This is a genomic window from Saccharopolyspora sp. 6V (assembly GCF_020176785.1).
Lineage (GTDB): Bacteria > Actinomycetota > Actinomycetes > Mycobacteriales > Pseudonocardiaceae > Saccharopolyspora_C > Saccharopolyspora_C gregorii.
Map to the genome: position 1 here is coordinate 1 of NZ_JAIUKB010000126.1, position 20593 is coordinate 20593.

The following is a 20593-nucleotide window of genomic DNA, read 5'->3' on the forward strand; positions in this document are numbered from 1 at the left end:
CGCCAGGTGCCCCCGCCGCCGCCCGGTGGCCAGAGCACCCGGCAGGTCCCCCAGCCCGGTGGCAGGCCCGCGCCCGGCGCGGTGCCGCCCGCTGAGCGGCCGACCGAGAACATCCCGCAGACCCCCGGGGACGGCAAGGACCAGGGTCGCGGTCGCGGTGGTGCCGTGGCCGGTGGCGTCGTCGGCGGCGTGGCTGGTGCGGCCGCGCTCGGCGGTGCGGCCGCCGCGGCGGGCGGTGGCGCGGCGGGTGCCGGAGCCGCAGGCGCGGCGGGTGCCGGAGCCGCAGGAGCGGCGGGTGCGGGAGCCGCGGGTGCGGCGGGTGCCGGTGGCGCGAGCGGTGACTCGCCGCGCGAACCGCAGCTGCTCACCCACGAGGCCACGCAGAGCTCGTACGACTACTACTCGACGAACGACGCGTACTCCGACGACGGTCGCTACGACGACGACTACGACGACGGGTACGACGACCGGTACGGGGATCGCGGACATGGCGACGACGGGTTCGACCCCGACGACGAGCTGCTCGACCCGGATGACGAGGTGAGCGCCCGCAAGGCCAAGCGGAAGAAGATCTGGCGGCGCATCCGCCGTACCTGCTACGTGGCGGCCGCGGCGATGCTGCTGCTGGGCATCGGGACGTTCGCGTGGGGCTACACCATGTGGGAGGTCCCGAACCCCGAGCAGATCGCCAGCCGCACCGAGCAGACGATCGTCGTCAACTACGCCGACGGCCAGGAGATGACCCGCATCGTCCCCGAAGCGGGTTCGAAGACGATGATCCGGGACCTGCGGGGCGAGGTCTCGAAGCCGATGCTCGACGCCACGGTCGCCGCGGAGGACGCGTCCTTCTACACCAACCCGGGCTTCTCCATCCGGGGCATCCTGGTCGCGGTGTACAACCAGATCGGCGGTGGCGCCGGTGGTGGTTCCACGCTGACCCAGCAGTACGTGAAGCTGGCGCTGGACCAGGACGAGTACTCGATCACCCGGAAGGTCAAGGAAGTCGTCGTCGCCTACAAGGTGACCAACCAGCAGTCGAAGGACGACATCCTCAAGGCCTACCTGAACACCGCGTACTACGGCCGCGGCGCCTACGGCATCCACACCGCGGCGGAGGCCTACTTCGGCAAGCTGCCGAAGGACCTGGACCCGAGCGAGGCCGCGGTCCTGGCCGGCATGGTGCAGCGCCCCACCGCCAACGACCCCCGGGTCGACCCGGAGCAGGGGCAGTGGCGCTGGGAGTACGTGGCCGGCCAGATGCTGAAGAACGGCTTCATCAGCCAGGACGTCCGCGCGAGCATGGCGCTGCCCGAGACCCGGGAGCGCGAGGCGTGGAAGAGCAAGCCGGAGGGCAACTCCTCCCAGCTGCACATCCGCAAGCAGGTGCTGGCCGAGCTGGAACGCGAGGGCTACAGCGAGCAGGCGCTGACCCTCGGCGGCTACACGATCACCACGACGATCGACCCGAACGCGCAGCGGATGGCCGAGGACGCGGTCCGGAAGGTGACGCAGGGCCAGCCGCAGAACCTGCGCACCTCGCTGGTCGCGGTCGATCCGAAGACCGGTGGGGTCCGGGCCTACTACGGCGGCGGTGACCAGGTGTACTTCGACTACGCCGCCTCGCCGCAGCCACCGGGTTCGTCGTTCAAGCCGTTCGTGGTGATGGCCGGTCTGGAGAAGGACTACGGCATCGGCGAGTACTACGACGGCAGCGACCACCAGGAGATCCTGGGCACCACGTTCGGCAACGCGCCGGGCTCGGTGTGCGACGACCCGAAGCACTGCGGTGTCCGCGAGGCCATGAACAAGTCGGTGAACACCGTGTTCGTGAACATGGCCGCGAAGTTCGGGACTCCGTCGGTGCGGGAGGCCGCGATCCAAGCAGGCGTTCCGAGCGAGTACAACGGCGAGCCGACCCTCCAGAACGAGGACGGCGGCGTCGACGCCGGTATCGCGCTGGGCGCCTACCCGGTGCGGGCGATCGACATGGCGGCCTCGTACGCGACCTTCGCGAACGAGGGCAAGCAGGTCCACCCGCAGTTCGTGTCGAAGATCCAGAACGCGGTGAAGACCGAGGAGTTCGCGCCGGAGCCGTCCAAGCCGGCGTTCTCGGACAGCGCGTCGGAGAGCAAGAACCTCGCGGCGAACCTCATCCAGTCGATGATCGGCGTGGCCGAGCACTCGAAGCTGCCGCTGGACAAGGGCCGGCCGGTGGCCGCGAAGACCGGTACCCACCAGTACTTCGACACCGAGAAGAACCAGAACGCGTGGATGATCGGTGCCACGCCGCAGCTGTCCACCGCGGTCGGCATGCTCGCCGACGAGGACGGCAAGCCGATGCCGGTCGAGCAGGCCAACGGGAAGATCATCTACGGCAGCGGCCTGCCCGGTGACATCTGGCAGGAATTCATGAACGAGTACCACAAGAACCTGCCGGTGGAGCAGTTCCCGAAGGCCAGCCCGATCGGCCAGTTCGAGCAGAAGCTCCCGCCGCAGCCGACGACGACGAGCGAGGAACCGCCGCCGCCGCCGACCTCGGAGCCGCCGCCCACCACGTCGGAGGAGACGACCACCAGCGAGAACGAGACCTCGGAGAGCGAGTCCGAGGGCTCCGACCCGTCCGACAACTGCGGCTTGTTCGGCTGCCCGCCGGGGCAGGGCGACGACGACGATGACGGTCCCGGCGGCAACGCCGTCGGACCGACCCGCGGACGCGACGGCGAATGACCCCGGCCCGCACCGGGCGGCGCGCGACGCCGCCCGGTGCGGGCGTGGGAGACCCGTCCGCACGCCGTAGCATCCGGGCGTGTCCACGAAGCCCGAGCACGCCGGCACCGAGCCCGAGGAGCCCGACAAGGTGAGCGCGGCAGTGGACGGCGACTCGCTTGACGCGGCGGACCGGGTCGTGCCGACCTGGACCGAACCCGTCGCCGCGGCGGCCTCCCGGCCGTTCGGCGGCCCGCTGGGGCGGCACGCGCAGGTGGGCAGGCAGTGGTTCTGGACGCCGCTGCGCGTCCTGCTGCTGCTGGCGATGATCACGCTCGCCGCGGCCTGGCTGTTCAAGGCGCCCTGCCTGCAGACCTACGACACCTCGGCGGGCACTCAGCTGGACTGGCGGGCGAACCGGCAGTACACGGCGATGTGCTACTCCGACATCATCCCCCGCTTCGGCATGGGCGACCTCGCCCCCGACGGGGTGTTCCCGTACAAGACGCCGTGGACGGCCGCGCCCGGGACTCCGCCGGAAGAGCAGCACTACATGGAGTACCCGGTGGTCACCGGGGTCTTCCAGTGGATCAACGCGAAGATCACCGACGGCTGGTCGACGCTGTCCGCGCTGGGCTGGCTGCCCCCGGCGATGATCACCGTCCTGTACTTCAACGTCACCGCGTTCTGGCTGACCGCGGCCTGGCTCGTCGTGGTGTGGGCGGCGATGCGGCTCGCCGCGCGCCGCACCTGGGACGCCGCGCTCGTCGCGCTGAGCCCGCTGGTGTTCGTGCACGCCTTCACCAACTTCGACGCGCTGAGCGCCGCGCTGGCCACCACCGGGCTGCTCGCCTGGGCGAAGCGACGACCGTGGCTGGCCGGGGTGCTGATCGGGCTGGGCGGCGCGGCGAAGCTGTACCCGCTGCTGCTGCTCGGCCCGCTGCTGGTGCTGTGCCTGCGCGCGGGCCGATCGCGCGACGGCGGGCGCGCGCTCGCCGGAGCCGCGGCGGCCTGGCTGGTGGTGAACCTGCCGATCCTGCTGCTGTACCCGGTGGGCTGGGGCGAGTTCTACCGGCTCAACACTTCGCGCGCGGCCGACCCGGATTCGCTGTACAACGCGCTCGCCCACTTCACCGGCTGGGCCGGGTTCGACGGGCCGCTCGCCGCCGGGCAGGCACCGGTGGTGCTCAACGCGGTGGCGCTGGGGCTGTTCGCGCTGGCCTGCGCCGGGATCGGCTGGCTGGCGCTGGCCGCGCCGGTGCGGCCCCGGCTGGTGCAGCTGTGCTTCCTGGTGGTCGCCGCGTTCCTGCTGACCAACAAGGTGTGGAGTCCGCAGTACTCGCTGTGGCTGGTTCCGCTGGCGGTGCTGGCCGTGCCGCGCTGGCGGTGGCTGCTGACCTGGATGGTCGCGGACGCCGCGATGTGGGCGCCGCGGATGTACTACTACCTGGGCACCGACAACAAGGGGTTGCCGGAGGGCTGGTTCCTGGGCGCGGTGCTGATCCGCGACGTGCTGGTGATCGCGCTGTGCGCGCTGGTCGTGCACGAGGTGCTGCACCCGGAAGCGGACCGGGTGCGCCGCGCGCTCGGCCCGGCGGGTTCGCACGGGCCCGCGGCGGTGGACGACCCGGCGGGCGGATCCCTCGACGGCGCCCCGGACCGGGTGGTGGTGCCGTGGCCGAGAGGTGCGGCGCGGCGGATCAGCGGTTGGGCCCGGACCGTCGGGCCGGGCGTTCAGCGCGGGGAACGGGTGAGCTGAACCGTCCGCTCCACATCGGACCCGGGCGGCTCCTGCTCGTCCTCGTCCACGGTGGACGTCGACCCGAGGAACGCCGGGAACAGGCCGACCAGCAGCGCCGCGCGGCCCCACACGCCGATCATCAGCGCCTGCGCGGTGAACCCGTCCCCGATGCCGCCGCCCTCGCCCATCCAGCGGAAGATGCTGATGCCCATCGCCAGGTCGGCCAGCAGGTACGCCACCACCCAGCCCCAGCGCACCCGCAGCAGCACGAAGAACGGCAGCAACCACAAGGTGTACTGCGGCGAGTGCACCTTGTGCAGCAGCAGGAACCCGCACAGCGCCGCCGCCGACACCTGGATCCACGGGTAGGTGCCGGTGCGCCGCCGCAGCCACTCCCCCGCCAGGCACGCGGCCGCGAACGACAGCAGCACCGCCACCGGCGAGACCACGCCCATCACCTGCTGGAACCCGTCGGCGTCGGCGATCCCGCGGAAACCCCAGTACCAGACGGAGTTCGTGCTCAGGTCCACCTTCCGCTGGGACTGGAACTCGAACGACGCCCACCAGCCCTCGAACCCGGCCAGTGCGAACGGCAGGTTCGCCAGCACCACCGTGCCCGCCGCCGCACCCAGCACCGCCAGCGCGCCCCGCACGTCGAACCGCCGCCCCGCGGGCAGCTCGGCACCGCCGCGACCACCGGTGAGCACGTGCAGCGCCAGCGGCAGCACGAACAACCCGGGGTAGATCTTGAACGCGAACCCCGCGCCGAGCAGCACCGCGCCCTGCACAGCCCGGGTGCGCAGCGGCGCGCCACCGCGGTGCACCACGAACACCGCGGCCACCGCGCACGCCACCACCGGCAGGTCCCAGTTGTGGAAGGCGTACAGCACCAGCGGCGGGGCCAACGCCCACAGCAGCGCCCGGTACCCGCTCAACCGGCCCAGCCACCACGCCACCGCCACCCCGAACGGTGCCATGAGCAGCGCCGATGCGGCGAGGAACCCGGCGTCGGTGTGCACGGACAACGCGCCCAGCCAGATCAGCAGCCCGGACAGCACCGGGTACTCGACGACGCCGCCGTGCAGCGATCCGTCCTCGTCGATGCCGCCGTGCACGTACGGGAAGACGTGCCGGTCGATGTCCCGGCCCACCCACAGGTTCTGCACGTCCGAGTAGCAGACCTCGGAGTACGCCCGCTCCTGGTAGGCCGGTTCGGACCGGCCCCACTGGTCGAACTCGGGGCCGGTGCAGCGCGCCTTGTTCGCGTAACCCGCCGCCAGCGCCAGCGCGGTGAGCAGGCACAGCAGCGCGAGCGCTCCGGCGGTGAGGCGCCGGCCCGCGCGGCCCGGAACCGCGCCGGCCGGGGTTCCCGCGAGCTGCTCGCGCATCGGTGTCCTCCCTGCCGGGCGGGCACCCGTCCCGCACCTTCGACGGCTGTCGGCGCCGACCCTAGCCGCAGGCCCGGATCAACCCCGCACCTTGTCCCGCAGGAAGCCGATGTCCGCGGCCTGCCCGTCGCCGGGGGTCTCCACCACGACCGGTGCGTCCGCCGTCTCGCACACCGCCACCAGCACGTCCGGGTCGATCTCGCCCGCGCCGATGTTGGCGTGCCGGTCCCGGGAGGAGCCGAACGCGTCGCGGGAGTCGTTGAGGTGCACCAGGTCGATCCGCCCGGTGATGCCCTTGACCCGCTCCGCGATGCCCGGCAGCTCTTCACCCGCCGCGTGCGCGTGGCAGGTGTCCAGGCAGAACCCGGCGCCGAACTCGCCGACCGCGTCCCACAACCGGGCCAGCACGTCGAAGCGGCGCGCCATCGCGTTCGCCCCGCCCGCGGTGTTCTCGATCAGCACCGGCACCGCGAACCCGCCTTCGTCGGCCTGGCGCTCGAACAGCTTGCGCCAGTTCGCGATGCCCTCGGCCGGGTCGTCGTCCTTGGTGACGTGCCCGCCGTGCACGACGAGGCCGCGGGCGCCGACCTCGGCGGCGGCCTTCGCCTGCTGCGCCACGGCCTTGCGGGACGGGATGCGGATGCGGTTGTTCAGCGAGGCCACGTTGATCACGTACGGGGAGTGGATGAACACCGCGAGCTCGCCGTCGCGCAGCTCCGCGGTCTGCGGGTGCGGTTTCGGGGCCTTCCAGCCCTGCGGGTCGGACAGGAAGAACTGCACGACGTCCGCGCCCCGCTCCTGGGCCGCGGTGATCGGATCGTCGTCCCGGACATGAGCACCGATGAGCATGTCCGCAGGGTAGCCACCCGCCGGTGGGCCCGTGCCGCGCGCCGGGGCCCGGCCGCCCGGCCCACCGCTGCTCCGAAGCGGTGACGCGAACGGGTGCTCAATCGTTCAGGTTTCCCAAAATGCGGATCTGCCGAAGTTTTCGTGTGCGGGCCGTCACCACTTGCCGGTCCGACACGTTATTTTCCTGAGAAGCGGTGAACGGGTATCACGGGGTCGTGCAGCGGGGAGGAACCATGAGTGACGAAGCCATGCGTCCGGACGAAGGCTCGCGGCCGCAGGTGAACCCGTTGCTGCGCCGCGCGGGACGCACCGGGCTCGGCCGGGTGCTGGCCGCGGGCACCGTCGGCGCCTTCGTCACCGCGAGCAGCCTCCTCGGCGCGGGCACCGCGAGCGCCGCGGGCTCCCTCGTCATCGACAAGTGCGCGGGCACCACCGAGTCGAGCGAGTACGGCCAGGCCATCCTCGCCTCCCCGAACGCGCTGGACGCCAAGGTGCGGCAGGGGACGCTGCTGGTCTTCCCGTTCGGCTTCGACATCGCCGACCAGGCCGTGCAGGAGTTCGAGAACACCGGGGCGATCTCGCTGGGCACGGTCACCGAGGAGAAGCAGAAGTTCTCCGGCAAGGCACTCGCCCAGGAGTTCACCCCGCGCATCGACGGCCTGGCCGCGCTGCAGGGCCGCGGCGCCGAGGTCAGCAAGCACGTCCGCAACCTCGCCGCCCTCGGCTGCTTCGGCGCGAGCGTCACCGGGCACGAGAAGCCGGCCCCGCCGCCGCCCGCGCCCGAACCGGAACCCAGCGAGCAGCCCGCGCCGCCGTCCCACACGGCGCCCGCTCCGCCGAGCACCGGCGTGCGGCCGGCGCCCGGCACCACCGCCCCCGGCGTGCCCGGCTACTCGACCGGTGCGCCGGTCCTCGTCGCGCCACCCGGCTACGCCTCGGGCGCGCCCGGCCTCCCCGGGCAGCTGCCGCCGTGGGCGCAGGCCCAGTTCGGCGCCGCCCCCGGCTTCTCGCCGAACATCGGCGACCTGCGGGAGCAGGCCGCCGCCCAGGAGCGGGCGCGGGCCGAGCAGGCCGCCCGCGAGGAGGTCCGGGCCGCGGGCAAGGCCGAAGCGCTGCCGATGAGCCAGGGCGACCGGGTGGCGCTGCCGGTGCTCATCGCGGCGATCTCGCTGGCCGGGGTCACCGCGGCGCTGGTCCGCACCTGGGTGCTGCGCCGCGCCTGACCTCGGCGGTACCCGGCTCACCGGCCTGTCGGACCTGGTTGCTAGCCTTGCCGGGTTCGTGAAGGACCCTCCTGCCACGGAAAGTCCGTGGCCGTGAGTCCACAGGAGGTGAGTGGTCTTCATGCGTCATTACGAGCTCATGGTCATCCTCGACCCGAGCCTGGACGAGCGCACCGTGCCTCAGTCCCTGGAAAACTTCCTCAAGGTCATCCGCAACGACGGTGGCAGCGTCGAGAAGCTCGATGTGTGGGGCCGTCGCCGGCTCGCCTTCGAGATCGAGAAGCAGGCCGAGGGCATCTACGTCGTCGTGGACATCAACAGCGAGCCCGCCTCGATCAAGGAGCTGGACCGCCAGCTGAACTTGAACGAGACGATCCTGCGCACCAAGGTGCAGCGGCGCGTCGCCGAACCGCGCAAGGAGGCCCGCGTGGCCCGCGCGGCCGCGAAGGCGACCAAGCACGCCAACCGCTCCGAGGCCTCGGCCTGAGCAACCGCGACCGGACTCGTCCGGTCCGTTGGCGGCGAACCGCACTTCAGGTGACCCGCATGTCAAGAGACCCCGCATGTCAAGGACGGAGTCCAGGCGATGGCCGGTGAAACGGTAATCACGGTGGTCGGCAACCTCACCGCCGACCCGGAGCTGCGCTTCACACCTTCCGGTGCCGCCGTGGCGAACTTCACGATCGCCTCGACGCCCCGCACCTTCGACCGCCAGTCCGGCGAGTGGAAGGACGGCGAGGCGCTGTTCCTGCGCTGCAACATCTGGCGCCAGGCCGCGGAGAACGTGGCCGAGACGCTGACCCGCGGCATGCGGGTCATCGCGCAGGGCAGGTTGCGCCAGCGTTCCTTCGAGACGAAGGAAGGCGAGAAGCGCACCGTCGTCGAGCTCGAGGTCGACGAGATCGGGCCCTCCCTGAAGTACGCGACCGCCAAGGTGAACAAGGTCAGCCGCGGTGGCGGCGGCGGTGGTTTCGGTGGTGGCGGCGGCCAGTCCGCGCCTGCCGACGACCCGTGGGGTTCCGCTCCCCCCGCCGGTTCTTCCGGCGGCGGGTTCAGCGACGAACCGCCGTTCTGACGCCCGCGCGCTCACTCGACTCGTAATAGCTTTCCAGGAGGAAGACCATGGCCAAGGCGCCTGTGCGCAAGCCTAAGAAGAAGGTCTGCGTGTTCTGCAAGGACCGCGCTGCGCAGAGCATCGACTACAAGGACACGACGCTGCTGCGCAAGTACATCTCGGACCGCGGCAAGATCCGCGCCCGTCGGGTGACCGGCAACTGCAGCCAGCACCAGCGCGACGTCGCCATCGCGGTGAAGAACGCCCGCGAGATGGCGCTGCTGCCCTACACCTCGACCGCCCGCTGATTCGAGACCGCTCGTCCGGCCCGCGCTGCTCCGGCGCGCGGTCCCGGATGTCCGCGGTCTCGTGAGAGACGCTAGAAGGAGACACGTCGTGAAGATCATTCTGACTGCTGACGTGACCGGCCTGGGCGAGTCGGGTGACATCGTCGAGGTCAAGGACGGCTACGCGCGCAACCTGCTGCTGCCGCGCGGCCTGGCCATCGTCGCCACCAAGGGCGCGCAGAAGCAGATCGAGACGATCCGCCGCACCCAGGAGGCCCGCCGGGTCCGCAACCTGGAGCACGCCCAGGAGCTGAAGGCCCAGCTGCAGGACCTCGGTCCGGTCACGCTGACCGCCAAGGTCTCGGGTCAGGGCAAGCTGTTCGGTTCGATCACCGCCGCCGATGTCGTGGCCGCGGTGCGCAAGGCCGGTGGCCCGAACCTGGACAAGCGCTCGGTGGACCTGCGCGGCCACATCAAGGCCCTGGGCAAGCACGGGGTCGACGTCCGGCTGCACCCCGACGTCAAGGCGTCGGTGAACGTCCAGGTGTCGGCCGCGAGCTGACCCCGGTACGCGTTCGTTCGGCGGGAGTCCGGGCTTCCCGGGCTTCCGCCGATGCGTCCGGTCATGTGCTGCGGCGCTCGGCCGCTGCCGGGTTCCGCCGTTCGGCGGCGGACGGCGATGATCACTCGTTCGTCCGCTTGACGGTCACGGAACTCGTTCGTGCGCCGTCGAATCCGACACGCCGAACGAGCAGTTTCCCCGCGACACGCCGCGGGTTTTTCAACAGATTTCTCCACAAGCAGTCCACAAGGGTTGACCTGTGGTTTTCGGATGATCTTGGTTGGTTGTCCCCAGGTTGTCCCCATCGGTTCCGCCGAGTTGTACACAGGTATCCGCGACTTGTCCCCAGCTGTCCACAGGTTGTCCCGATAGTTGTCCACAGCTCGGTTTGCCTGGTCCATGCGAGCGATCTAGCTTCCCCCACGCGCCCGCGCGTGACGGATCGTGATCGGCCGGTGCGCGCCGGTCGGCTCCCGCACCGGGGACGCCGTCGTGGATCGCGCGACCAGTAAGGCCGCCCGCAGCGGTGGCGGATGACGGTGTCGGAGGTGACGGGTACCCGTGGCGTTGGCAGACGAACGAGGCGCACAGCCCGCGTCGAACGGGGACTCCGGCTTCGAACGCCAGCCCCCGCAGGACTTGGCCGCGGAGCAGTCCGTGCTCGGCGGCATGATGCTGAGCAAGGACGCCATCGCCGACGTCGTCGAGGTGCTGACCCCGAACGACTTCTACCGGCCCGCGCACCAGGCCATCTACAACTGCGTCCTCGACCTGTACGGCCGCGGCGAACCCGCCGATGCGATCACCGTCTCCGCCGAGCTCGAACGCCGCCAGGAGCTGCAGCGCATCGGCGGCGCCCCCTACATGCACACGCTGATCGCCAGCGTGCCGACCGCCGCCAACGCCGGCTACTACGCCGAGATCGTCGCGGAGAAGGCCGTGCTGCGGCGGCTGGTCGAAGCGGGCACCCGCATCGTGCAGCTCGGCTACCACGGCGCCGAGGGCTCCGCGATCGAAGAGGTCGTGGACCGCGCGCAGGCCGCCATCTACGACGTCACCGAGCGCCGCACCAGCGAGGACTACGCGGCGCTGGAAGACCTGCTGCAGCCGACGATGGACGAGATCGACGCCATCGCCTCCCGCGGCGGCCAGTCCCAGGGCATCCCCACCGGCTTCGTCGACCTCGACGAGGTCACCAACGGGCTGCACGGCGGGCAGATGATCATCGTCGCGGCGCGGCCCGGTGTCGGCAAGGCGCTCGCGCTGGACACCCCGCTGCCCACCCCCGGTGGCTGGACCACGATGGGCGAGGTCGCCGTCGGCGACGAGCTGATCGGCCTGTCCGGGCGGCCCATCCGGGTGCTGCGCGCGACCGAGGTGCTCACCGACCGCCCGTGCTTCGAGGTCGAGTTCTCCGACGGCGGCGTCCTCGTCGCCGACGCCCAGCACCAGTGGCGGCTCTCCGACGGGCAAGTCCGCACCACCGCCGAGCTCGCCGCCACCGGCACCGACCACGAACTCCCCGCGCACGCCGGATTGCGCCTGCCGCAGCGGGAGCTGCCGGTGGCGCCGTACGCGCTCGGGGTGTGGCTCGCCGCGGGCGATGAGTCCGGTGCGGTGCGCGGTGAACCGGAACTGCTGGAGCTGGCCGGGCTCGCGCACGCCGCCGAACCCGCGGACGCCGAGGTCACGACCGTCGGCGCCGTCGTCGAGTACCCCGCAGAGGAGGGCGCCGCGGAACAGGACGCCCTGAAACCCGAGTTCGGCGTGGACATCCCCGCCGCGCTCGCCCGGTTCGGCGCCTGGGACGACCACGACCTGCCGTCCGCGTACCTGCGCGCCAGCGAGGATCAGCGCCGCGCGCTGCTGGCCGGACTGCTCGACGCCGCCGGTTCCGTCGACGCCGACGGCAGGCTGCGGCTGGAGATCAGCGAGCCGCTCTCGGTGCGGGTGCGGGAGCTGCTGCTCGGCCTCGGCTACACCTGCGGCACCCGGATCGCGGATTCCGCGCACGGCGGCTTCGACCGGGTGGCGATCGTGTTCGACAGCGGCCCCGACGAGGTGTTCCGGCTGCCCGCGAAGAACGCCGAGCACAAGGAGGCCCGGCAGGACCGGGCCGAGCCGCCGCGCCGCGTCGTCGCCGTCCGGGAGGTGCCGAGCGTGCCGGTGCGCTGCGTCGAGGTCGACGCCCCCGACCACCTGTACCTCGCCGGGCGCGGCATGGTTCCCACGCACAACTCCACGCTCGGGCTGGACTTCGCCCGCACCGCGTCGATCAAGCACGGCCTGGCCAGCGTCATCTTCTCCCTGGAGATGGGCAAGACCGAGATCGTGATGCGCATGCTCTCCGCGGAGGCGCGCATCCGGCTCGGCGACATGCGCGGTGGCCGCATGACCGACGACGACTGGACGCGGCTCGCGCGGCGGATGAGCGAGATCAGCGAGGCGCCGCTGTACGTGGACGACTCGCCGAACCTGACCATGATGGAGATCCGCGCGAAGGCGCGGCGGCTCAAGCAGCGCGCCGACATCCAGCTGGTCGTCGTGGACTACCTGCAGCTGATGACCTCCGGCAAGCGCGTCGAATCCCGGCAGCAGGAGGTCTCGGAGTTCTCCCGTAACCTCAAGCTGCTCGCCAAGGAGCTGGAAGTCCCCGTCGTCGCGATCTCCCAGCTGAACCGAGGTCCCGAACAGCGCACCGACAAGCGCCCGCAGCTCTCGGACCTGCGTGAATCCGGTTCCCTGGAACAGGACGCGGACATGGTGATCCTGATCAACCGGCCGGACGCGTTCGAACGCGACGACCCCCGGATGGGCGAGGCCGACCTCATCCTGGCCAAGCACCGCGCCGGTCCGCAGGCCACGATCACCGTCGCCCACCAGCTGCACTACAGCCGCTTCGTCGACATGGCCCCCGAATAGGGCCTGGTGCCCAGCGGGCGCGAGATCAGGCCGCGGTGAAGCTCTCGCCCCGGAGGACGGGCACCGCGGTGCTCAGGTCCACTTCCGCGGCGATCTCGACGTCGTCGCCGAAACGCCCCTCGATGAGTTCCCGCCCGCTCGCGCTCGCGCGCAGCCGCGCGGAGAGCTCGCCGGCGACCGCGCGGTAGGCGGCGGCCGCGGTGAACGCCTCGGGGGAGAACGGGCCGAACCCCCGGGCCTCGAGCGCGGTGAGGTAGGCGCCGGCGCCCCACAGGTCCTCGACGGCGGGGCGCAACGAGCCGTCCGGACGGCGCTCGCCCGCGGCGATGACCGCGACCGACGCACCGGGGGCCGACGCGAGCCGACGCAGCGTCCAGTCCGCGGCGGCGGTGGCGTTGCGCAGGCTGACGCCGATCAGCGGAGTGCCGTCGGCGGCGACGTCGTGCGCGATCGTCGAGCCGTTCGGCGACGGCAGGACGAGCCTCGTGACTCGGTCGGCCGTGCGGATGGTGCTCGCGGAGAGGCTGATCTGCCCCGGTCGCGCCTCCGACCGGCCGACGGCGAGCACGGCGTCGCGCTCCTGCGCGAACCGCGCCGCACGCCGGTCCCGCCAGCGGAACGGGAAGACCTCGATCCCCGCGTCGACCGCGACGGTCAGCGCGGTGGTGAAGGACAGCACGTCGACGACGGCGACCAGGTCGGACGCCCCGGCCAAGGTCTCGGCGCCGGCCGGCCCCCAGTCGAACCGGGCCGACCAGGGCTCCTGCACGTGCGGATTCGCCATGCAGCGGACGATAACGAGGGCGCCTCGCCTGCGAGCGGCGTTCCGGCACAGCCGGTCAGGCGCCGGTGGTGCCGTCGATGGCTTCGCGGAGGAGGTCGGCGTGGCCGTTGTGGCGGGCGTACTCGTGGATCAGGTGCAGCAGCACCAGGCGCAGCGAGACGTCGGTGCCGGAGCGCGGGTCGCGGGCCACGACGTCGAGGGACTCGGCTTCGCGCTCGATGCGGCGGGAGTGCTCGACCTCGGCGCGCCACGCGGCGAACGCCTCCGCCCCGGTGCAGCCGCTCGGGTCGTAGGCGGCCTGGAAGTCCCCGTCCGCGGACCACACCAGCGGGACGTCCTCGCCCGCGATGGTGCGGCGGAACCAGGCCCGCTCGACCTCGGCCAGGTGCCGCAGCAGGCCGAGCAGGCTCAGCTCGGACGGCGGGGACGCGCGCCTGCGCAGGTCCTCGTCGCCGAGGCCGTCGCACTTCATCGCCAGCGTCGCCCGGTGGAAGTCCAGGTAGGCGCGCAGCATCGGTCGTTCGGCGCCGGTCGTCGGCGGGGCGGGACGTTCGACGGGCACGAGCACTCCTGGATCAGAACGAGGGATCAGAACGGGGTATCAGAACGAGGGATCAGAACCGGGGATCAGAACGGGCAGTACATGACGTGCAGGCCGATCCGGCCCAGCTCGGGGTGCTCGAACGCGCCGGGCACGGTGCCGATCACCGCGAAGCCGAGCCGCTCGTAGAGCGCGACGGCCGACCGGTTCGACTCGACGACCGCGTTGAACTGCATCCCCGCGTAGCCGGCGCCGCGCGCCCAGGACAGGGCGTCCGCGCACAGCCCGCCGCCGACGCCTCCGCCGCGCGCCTCCGCGGCGACCATGAAGCTCGCGGTGGACACGTGCGCGCCGGGGCCCGCCCGGTTCGGCCCCATCTTGGCGGTGCCCAGCACCCGCCCGTCGACCTCGGCGACGGTGGTGCGGCCCGGCGGCCGTTCCAGCCAGAGCTCGCGGGCCTGCTCGGCGGACAGGTCCCGCTCGTAGCAGAACGTCTCGCCCGCGCGCGCCACCTCGCGGAGGATCGGCCACACCTCGGGCCAGTCGGCCTCGACGAACTCCCGGATCCGCATGCGGCGAACGCTAGTGCGACTCGGGTGGGTGAACAATCGGTTTTCCGCCGCGCACCCGATCGCCGTGACCTCGGACGACCGCGTCGCGGGCGAGCACCGGGCGCGCCGGGCCGACACGCCGGGGCACGCGCTGCCGGAGTGATCAACGCCCGCTCCCTACCCTCGATCACATCCGGTACCGGCCGCGGCGAAGGGCGAAGCGATGCGCACCGTTTTCCTGCACGGTGAGGTGGACGGCTTCGCCGCCTCCGCCGCCGCGCTGTCCGAGCGGTTCGGCGCGCGCCCCGACGCGCCCGACCTGCTCGGCGTGCTGCTGCGGGACAAGTGCGCGCGGGACGGGCTGCTCGCCCGCTGGACCGCGCCCGACCTGGTGCGGGTGCTCACCGAGGTGGCGCCCCGGCACCTGGTGCTGCCCCGCTGGGCGGCGGTGCCCGCACTGCTGCACGACTGGATCGACTTCCTCGCCGGGGAGCGGCTGCTGATGTCCGGCAGCGACCCGGTGCCCGCGCTGCACGCGGCGATCGACGAGGCCGTGCCCGCCTTCCTGGCGGCGATGGCCGAACCCGCCGAGTGGGGACCGGAGAAGTTCTGGTCGCTGGCCGCGCGGGAGCACGGCGTCGACCTCGGTGCGGAGGGCGAGTTCGCCCGGTTCGTCGCCGCGGTGGACGACGGCGAGATCGAGCTGGACCGGGCCGTGTTGCGCGCCGTCGAGGAACGGGCCGACCGGGAACCGCTGCCCGTCCCGGTGCACTGGCTGCCACCGATGCGCATCCCGGATGGTGCGACGCCGGATGTCGAAGCGGCGGGCACCCCGATCATCGCGCGGATGGCCGCGTTGCTGCACTGGACCGGCACCGGCCGCGAACTCGGCGACGGGACGGAGCTGGCCGCGGAGCTGGACTGCGAGCCGGACCTGGCGCCGGCCACCGCGGCGTGGGCGGATCGCGCGCACCTGGTGCGGATCATCGACGACCGGGTGGTGCGCAGCGCGATCAGCACCCCGCTGCTGGCCGAACCGGGCGTGCTGTGGACGCGGCTGTGGCAATCGTTCGTGCTGCTCGACGAGGTGGCCGGGGACGACGCCGAGCTGTTGGACGGGCTGCTCGACGGCGAGGACGCGTTCCCGGAGCTGGTGCAGGGCGTGCTCAGCGCGCTCTACACCAACACCGGCGCGGTGCCGGTCGAGCAAGTGGTGGGCCTGGTGCTGCACGCGATCACCGACCGGGCCGATGCCCGGCCCGCGGTGGCGCGGGTGGTGGACCGGGTGCTGCGGCTCTGGGAGGCGCTGGGCGTGCTGCGCCGCTACCGCACCGACCTGCCGGAACTGCTGGAGCGCATCGAGGCGTTCGCGCCCGGATCGGCGGACCGCGCGGTGGTGGAACTGCTGCCGCTGGGGGTGTGGGCCGCGCACGGCTCGCTGCGCGGGTACGGCTTCGTCGCCCCGACGGTGGAGGAGGCGATCGCGCTGCCCGCCGAGGTGGTGGTGCTCGCGCTGCCGGGCGGCCCGGCGGACGTGGTGGACGAGGTCGTCGCGGGCTGGGTCGGGGTGCGCGGCCGGGCGGCGGCCGCCGTGGAACTCGCCGACCTGCTGCGCCGGGTCGACGACCCGGAGGTGCGCCTCGGCGCGCTGTGGCTGCTGGAGCACACCGGCGACGAAGGCGTGGCCGCGGTGCGCGGGCTGCGCGAGGACCCGGTGTGCGGGCCCGCCGCCCGGATGTGGCTGCGGGTGCGGCCGACCGAGCGGGACGTCGAGCTGCGCGACGGCGACGAACTGGTCGTCGCGCTGGACGCGATGGTCGTCACCGCGCGGGAGGACTCGGCCGCGTTCCTCGCCGACTTCCGGACCCGCCCCACCCCGGACCAGCTCGCGGTGCTCGACGAGATCGCCCGGGCCGGGGACGCGCGGGCCGACGTGGGGGGGGGGGGGGGGGGGGGCCCCGGGCCCCCCCCCCCCCCCCCGACGAGCAGGTGTCCAACGCGGCCAGGGAATGCCTGGAACGCTTGAACACCGCCTGATCCGGCCGGGCGGTCGACCCCGCCCGCGCCGGACCGGGGACGATCAGCGGGAGGCCGGGCAGGACAGGTCCTGGTCCGGGCGCTCGCCGTCCACCAGGAACTTGGTGGTCACGTCCAGCACGCAGGCGTTGCCGCCGAGCACGTAGGCGCCGTGCCCTGCCTCGTCGGTGCTGACCAGCCGCGCGCGGTCGCCGAACTTCTCCCGGAGCAGCTCGCCGCCGCGGTGCGGGGTGACCGGGTCGCGCCGGTTCTGCACGATGAGCACGTCGTCCGACCCGTCGTCGAGGACCGGCACCCGCGGCTCGGCGGGCTCGTGCGCCCAGAACGCGCAGGGCAGCACGTTCGCGGTGGCCGCGCCGAACAGCGGGAACTCCGCCCGGTCCGCGGCCACCCCGCGCCGGTAGGTCTCGACGTCCTCCGGCCATTCGACGTCGTTGCAGGTCACCGCGAGGAACACCGACAGCGAGTTGTCCAACGCCGAGGTGTCGGCCCCGGCGAGCTGCTGCGCGCGCACCGCGCCCTCGTCGGAGTCGCGCAGCGACTGCCAGAGCTGCGCGGTCCGGCCGTAGGTCGATTCGGCGTACAGCCCGACGAAGGTGGCCAGCCGGAACTGCGCCCCGTCCACCCCCGCGAACGGCTGGGCGTCGAGGCGTTCGGCGAGGTCGAAGTAGGTGCGCCGTACCTCCTCCTCGGTGCCGCCGAGGCCGTAGGAGTCGCCGCGCTGCGCGACCCACGCCGCGAAGTCCGGGAAAGCCTGCTCGGCGCCGAGCGCGAACCGGCGCATCCCGTCCCGGTCCAGCGCGGTGTCGCCGATGTTGCTGTCCAGCACCACCCGGTCGGCGCGCTCCGGGAACATCGAGGCGTACGCGGCACCCAGCGCGGAACCGTAGGACGCCCCGTAGAAGCTCGCCTTCTCCTCGCCGAGCGCGGCCCGGATCCGGTCCAGGTCGCGCGCCATGTTCGCGGTGGTCAGGCTGCTCAACCGCCCGTCGTCGTGCTGGGCGCACTGCTCGGCGACGGTGCGCACCTCCGCGGCCCGCTCGGTGACCGCGGCGTCGTCGTCCACCGCGTACGGCGGGATGTTGCCGTAGCGCGCCTGCTCGTCGGTGAACCCGCAGCTCACCGGGGACGAGTGGCCCACTCCCCTGGTGTCCATCCCGATCAGGTCGTAGCCGTCCAGCACGCTCGCGGGCAGGCCCCGGTTCGCCAGGTCGGCGCCGAAGGACAGCCCGGAGCCGCCCGGACCGCCTGGGTTGAGCAGCAGCACCCCGCGCCGCCGCTCGGGGTGCTGGCTGGCCAGCCGCGAGATCGTGAGGTCGAGCTGCGCGCCGTCCGGGTCGGAGTAGTCCACCGGCACCTGCACGACCGCGCACTGCACCGGCTGCGGGTCGGTCACCACGTCCGCCGGGCACGGCCCCCACTCCGGCCCGGTCCCCTCGGCCGAGGCCGGCACCGCCAGCAGCGAGGCCGCGAGCCCTGCCGCGATCAGTGCGGCCGCGCTCCGGCCCGCGTTCCGTTCGAGATCCATGTCGTCCTGCCCCTCATCCCGGGTGTTCTCCCGGAGGAGCACTCAACGGTGTGCCCCAGGGGCGAGGTCAACGGCTCGGGCGCTGAGTTGCTCCGTTCGGCGGCAGGCGTGCGGCCGGCGGTCAGCCGAGTTCGTCGAGCGCGGCGGGGAGTTCGGTGATGTCGCCGAGCACGCGGTGCGCTCCGGCGAGGGCGTCCTCGGCGGGCGGGAAGTGGGCGTTGGGCACCGCGAACACGGTGGCGCCGGAGGCGGTGGCGGCGCGCAGCCCGTTGCTGGAGTCCTCGACGGCGGCGCAGTCGGCGGCGGAGGTGCCGAGCAGCCGCGCGGCCTCCAGGTACACGTCGGGCGCGGGTTTGCCCGCGCCGACCTGCTCGCTGGAGAGGGTGGCGCCGACGGTGAGGCCGGTGCTGTCTAGGAACGCCTGGATGATCCGCGGCGGCGCGGAGCTGGCGATGGCGGTGGGGAACCGCTCGGCGACGCGCCGCAGGGTGTCGGCGGCGCCGGGCAGCACGGGCGCGTCCGCGGCGTAGACGCGGGCCATCTCGGAGATGACCCGTTCGGCGGCGTCGTCGGCGGTGAGCTGCGCGCCGAGGTCGTCGACGAGATAGCGGGCCCATTCGGGGGTGCTCATGCCCTGCATGGCCCGGGTCGCGTCGTCGGTCCAGCGGCCGCCGTGGGCGGCGACGACGTCGCGGCGGATGCGGTCCCAGAGTTGTTCGGAGTCGACGAGGACGCCGTCGAGGTCGAAGAGCACGGCTGCGGGAGTCACGTCGCCGATCGTAGGAGCCGGGGCGCGGGCGCGTCCTGCTCGGTGGCGCGACGGTGGTGCCGGGGTGGTGCCGGGGTGGCGCGGCGGTGGTGCAGGAGCGGCGCGGCACCGGGTGCAGGGGCGGTGCGCCGGGCGGGTTACTCCGGTCGCGGCGTCGCGCTGCTGCGAACGGAGCCGTTCGGGCTGTGTGCCTGCTCATGCGGGCTGGCTGGAGAACCACCAGAAAGTTAGCATTGCGAACGAACTACCCGGTGGGCGGCACGCGAGACGCGGAACGGCTCACCCCGAGACGCTGAGGAGTGGCGGCCGATGAGCGGCACGCACGACGTCCGGTTGCTGGACGTCTTCAAGGGCCAGCCGAAAGCGGTGTGGATCACCGCGTTCGCCGCGGTCATCGCCTTCATGGGCATCGGACTGGTGGACCCGATCCTGCTGTCCATCGCACAAGCCCTGCACGCCGGACCCGAGCAGGTGACGCTGCTGTTCTCGTCCTACCTGGGCGTCCAGGTGGTGGCGATGCTCGTCACCGGCGCGTTCAGCGCCCGCTTCGGGCCCAAGCGGACCGTCGTCACCGGCCTCGTGCTGATCGTGCTGGCCACGCTGGCCTGCGCGGTCGCCGGATCCATCGGGCAGCTGGTGGAGCTGCGCGCGGTGTGGGGCCTGGGCAACGCGTTCTTCATCGCCACCGCGCTGTCGGTGATCGTCGGCGCGGCCAGCGGCGGCCAGCAGGCCGCGATCCTGCTGTACGAGGCGGCGCTCGGCATCGGCCTGTCCACCGGCCCGCTGCTCGGCGCGCTGCTGGGCAACATCTCCTGGCGGGGGCCGTTCGCGGGTACCGCGGTGCTGATGGCGATCGCGCTGGTGCTCTCGGCCGGGTTCCTGCCCGCCGACGACGCGGACCCGGCGAAGCGGCCGAAGGTGCGGCTGCTCGACCCGCTGCGCGCCCTCGGGCACGGCGGGCTGCTGCGCACCGCGCTCGGCTCCGCCTTCTACACGGCCGCGTTCTTCGTGGTGCTCGCGTGGGCGCCGTTCGTGCTGGAGTTCGGGGCGATCGCGGTCGGCCTGGTGTTCTTCGGCTGGGGCCTGTGCGTGGCGGTGGCGGGCGTGACCCTCGCGCCGAAGCTCGCCGCCCGGTTCGGCGACGCGGGCGGGACCGTGCTCGCGGTGCTGCTGTACGCGGTGCTGCTGCTGGTGATGGCGGTCGGGTCGAAACCGGTCGTGGTGGTCGCGGTGATCCTCAGCGGTATCGCCTCGGGCCTGCTGAACACGCTGTTCACCGGGACCGCGATGAGCATCAGCGACGCGCCGCGCTCGGTGGCCAGCGCCGGGTACAACTTCTGCCGCTGGTTCGGCGGCGCGGTCGCGGCGACGCTGGTCGGGCACGTCGCGGACTGGTTCGGCTCGGCGCACGCCCCGTTCGCGGTGGCCGCGGTGCTGTGCGTGGTCTCGGCGGGCCTGCTGCTGGTGGACCTGCGCAAGCGCCGGGATCCGCACCGCGTGCCGGTGGAGGCCGCCGCCGTCGGCGAGGAGTTCTGACCCGTCCCGGCACCGGGCGCGGGGGGGGGGGGGCGCCCCCCCGCGGGGGGGCCCGCGGCCCGCCGGCCCGCCAGCGCGGGGCTGGGGGGGGGGGGGGGGGCCGGGGCCGCGCGCG

Annotated in this window: 17 protein-coding genes; 10 read left to right on the forward strand and 7 right to left on the reverse strand. The window is 72.8% G+C overall.

Translation table 11 applies throughout. The annotated features are described in order from the left end of the window. The coding region (locus LCD35_RS22830; protein ID WP_225044826.1) for a transglycosylase domain-containing protein at nt 1-2727 on the forward strand (2727 nt) is incomplete at its 5' end. 79 nt (nt 2728-2806) lie between these two features. Next, nucleotides 2807-4465 (forward strand): glycosyltransferase family 87 protein, encoded by a 1659-nt coding sequence (locus LCD35_RS22835; protein WP_374108127.1) that lies wholly within the window; start codon nt 2807-2809, stop codon nt 4463-4465. On the opposite strand, the gene LCD35_RS22840 is transcribed toward LCD35_RS22835, so the two are convergent. Both LCD35_RS22840 and LCD35_RS22845 read right to left on the reverse strand, forming a co-directional pair. Then, nucleotides 4441-5835 (reverse strand): glycosyltransferase family 87 protein, encoded by a 1395-nt coding sequence (locus LCD35_RS22840; protein ID WP_225044827.1) that lies wholly within the window; start codon nt 5833-5835, stop codon nt 4441-4443. The two genes, LCD35_RS22835 and LCD35_RS22840, sit on opposite strands and share 25 nt — an antisense overlap. A 78-nt stretch (nt 5836-5913) precedes the next feature. Further along, a complete protein-coding gene (locus LCD35_RS22845; RefSeq protein WP_224962169.1) occupies nt 5914-6684 on the reverse strand; it encodes a deoxyribonuclease IV in 771 nt (256 codons plus the stop codon). A 233-nt stretch (nt 6685-6917) separates the two neighbouring features. Here LCD35_RS22845 and LCD35_RS22850 point away from each other — a divergent pair, with 233 nt between their 5' ends. The 6 genes from LCD35_RS22850 (at nt 6918) to dnaB (ending at nt 12732) form a co-directional block, all read left to right on the forward strand. Further along, the gene (locus LCD35_RS22850; RefSeq protein ID WP_225044828.1) at nt 6918-7907 is read left to right on the forward strand and encodes a hypothetical protein; all 990 of its coding nucleotides are present in this window, start codon (nt 6918-6920) and stop codon (nt 7905-7907) included. A 121-nt stretch (nt 7908-8028) separates the two neighbouring features. Further along, a complete protein-coding gene (rpsF, locus tag LCD35_RS22855; protein WP_224962174.1) occupies nt 8029-8394 on the forward strand; it encodes a 30S ribosomal protein S6 in 366 nt (121 codons plus the stop codon). 99 nt (nt 8395-8493) lie between these two features. Continuing rightward, nucleotides 8494-8982, forward strand: coding sequence for a single-stranded DNA-binding protein (locus LCD35_RS22860; RefSeq protein ID WP_224962176.1), 489 nt, complete (start codon nt 8494-8496; stop codon nt 8980-8982). 47 nt (nt 8983-9029) lie between these two features. After that, complete coding sequence (gene rpsR, locus LCD35_RS22865; RefSeq protein WP_184484100.1) at nt 9030-9269, forward strand: 30S ribosomal protein S18; 240 nt, start codon at nt 9030-9032, stop codon at nt 9267-9269. Nucleotides 9270-9357: 88 nt separating this feature from the next. After that, nucleotides 9358-9810, forward strand: coding sequence for a 50S ribosomal protein L9 (rplI, locus tag LCD35_RS22870; protein ID WP_225044829.1), 453 nt, complete (start codon nt 9358-9360; stop codon nt 9808-9810). Nucleotides 9811-10371: 561 nt separating this feature from the next. Then, nucleotides 10372-12732 carry a replicative DNA helicase gene (dnaB, locus tag LCD35_RS22875; protein WP_224962180.1) on the forward strand — a complete coding sequence of 787 codons (2361 nt, stop codon included), beginning with the start codon at nt 10372-10374 and terminating at the stop codon, nt 12730-12732. A gap of 25 nt (nt 12733-12757) precedes the next feature. On the opposite strand, the gene LCD35_RS22880 is transcribed toward dnaB, so the two are convergent. The 3 genes from LCD35_RS22880 to LCD35_RS22890 all read right to left on the reverse strand — a co-directional run bounded on the left by LCD35_RS22880 (nt 12758) and on the right by LCD35_RS22890 (nt 14629). Next, entirely contained in the window at nt 12758-13516 is a 759-nt protein-coding gene (locus tag LCD35_RS22880; RefSeq protein ID WP_224968448.1) for a 2-phosphosulfolactate phosphatase, read from the reverse strand. A 55-nt stretch (nt 13517-13571) separates the two neighbouring features. Then, the gene (locus LCD35_RS22885) at nt 13572-14078 is read right to left on the reverse strand and encodes a DinB family protein (protein WP_224978375.1); all 507 of its coding nucleotides are present in this window, start codon (nt 14076-14078) and stop codon (nt 13572-13574) included. A gap of 65 nt (nt 14079-14143) precedes the next feature. After that, nucleotides 14144-14629: a GNAT family N-acetyltransferase gene (locus LCD35_RS22890; RefSeq protein WP_224962184.1), complete on the reverse strand. Its 486-nt coding sequence runs from the start codon at nt 14627-14629 to the stop codon at nt 14144-14146. A gap of 202 nt (nt 14630-14831) precedes the next feature. Here LCD35_RS22890 and LCD35_RS22895 point away from each other — a divergent pair, with 202 nt between their 5' ends. After that, complete coding sequence (locus LCD35_RS22895; RefSeq protein ID WP_225044830.1) at nt 14832-16634, forward strand: hypothetical protein; 1803 nt, start codon at nt 14832-14834, stop codon at nt 16632-16634. A 54-nt stretch (nt 16635-16688) separates the two neighbouring features. Here the strand turns inward: LCD35_RS22895 and LCD35_RS22900 are convergent, their stop codons facing one another. Both LCD35_RS22900 and LCD35_RS22905 read right to left on the reverse strand, forming a co-directional pair. After that, the gene (locus LCD35_RS22900) at nt 16689-18173 is read right to left on the reverse strand and encodes an alpha/beta hydrolase (protein WP_225044831.1); all 1485 of its coding nucleotides are present in this window, start codon (nt 18171-18173) and stop codon (nt 16689-16691) included. Between the two features lie 121 nt (nt 18174-18294). After that, nucleotides 18295-18942, reverse strand: a complete 648-nt coding sequence (locus LCD35_RS22905) for an HAD family phosphatase (RefSeq protein ID WP_224963166.1) — start codon at nt 18940-18942, stop codon at nt 18295-18297. A 309-nt stretch (nt 18943-19251) separates the two neighbouring features. Between LCD35_RS22905 and LCD35_RS22910 the strand changes: the two genes are divergently transcribed. Next, on the forward strand, nt 19252-20478 hold the full coding sequence (locus LCD35_RS22910; protein WP_225044832.1) for an MFS transporter: 1227 nt from the start codon (nt 19252-19254) through the stop codon (nt 20476-20478). The last annotated feature ends 115 nt before the right edge of the window (nt 20479-20593 follow it).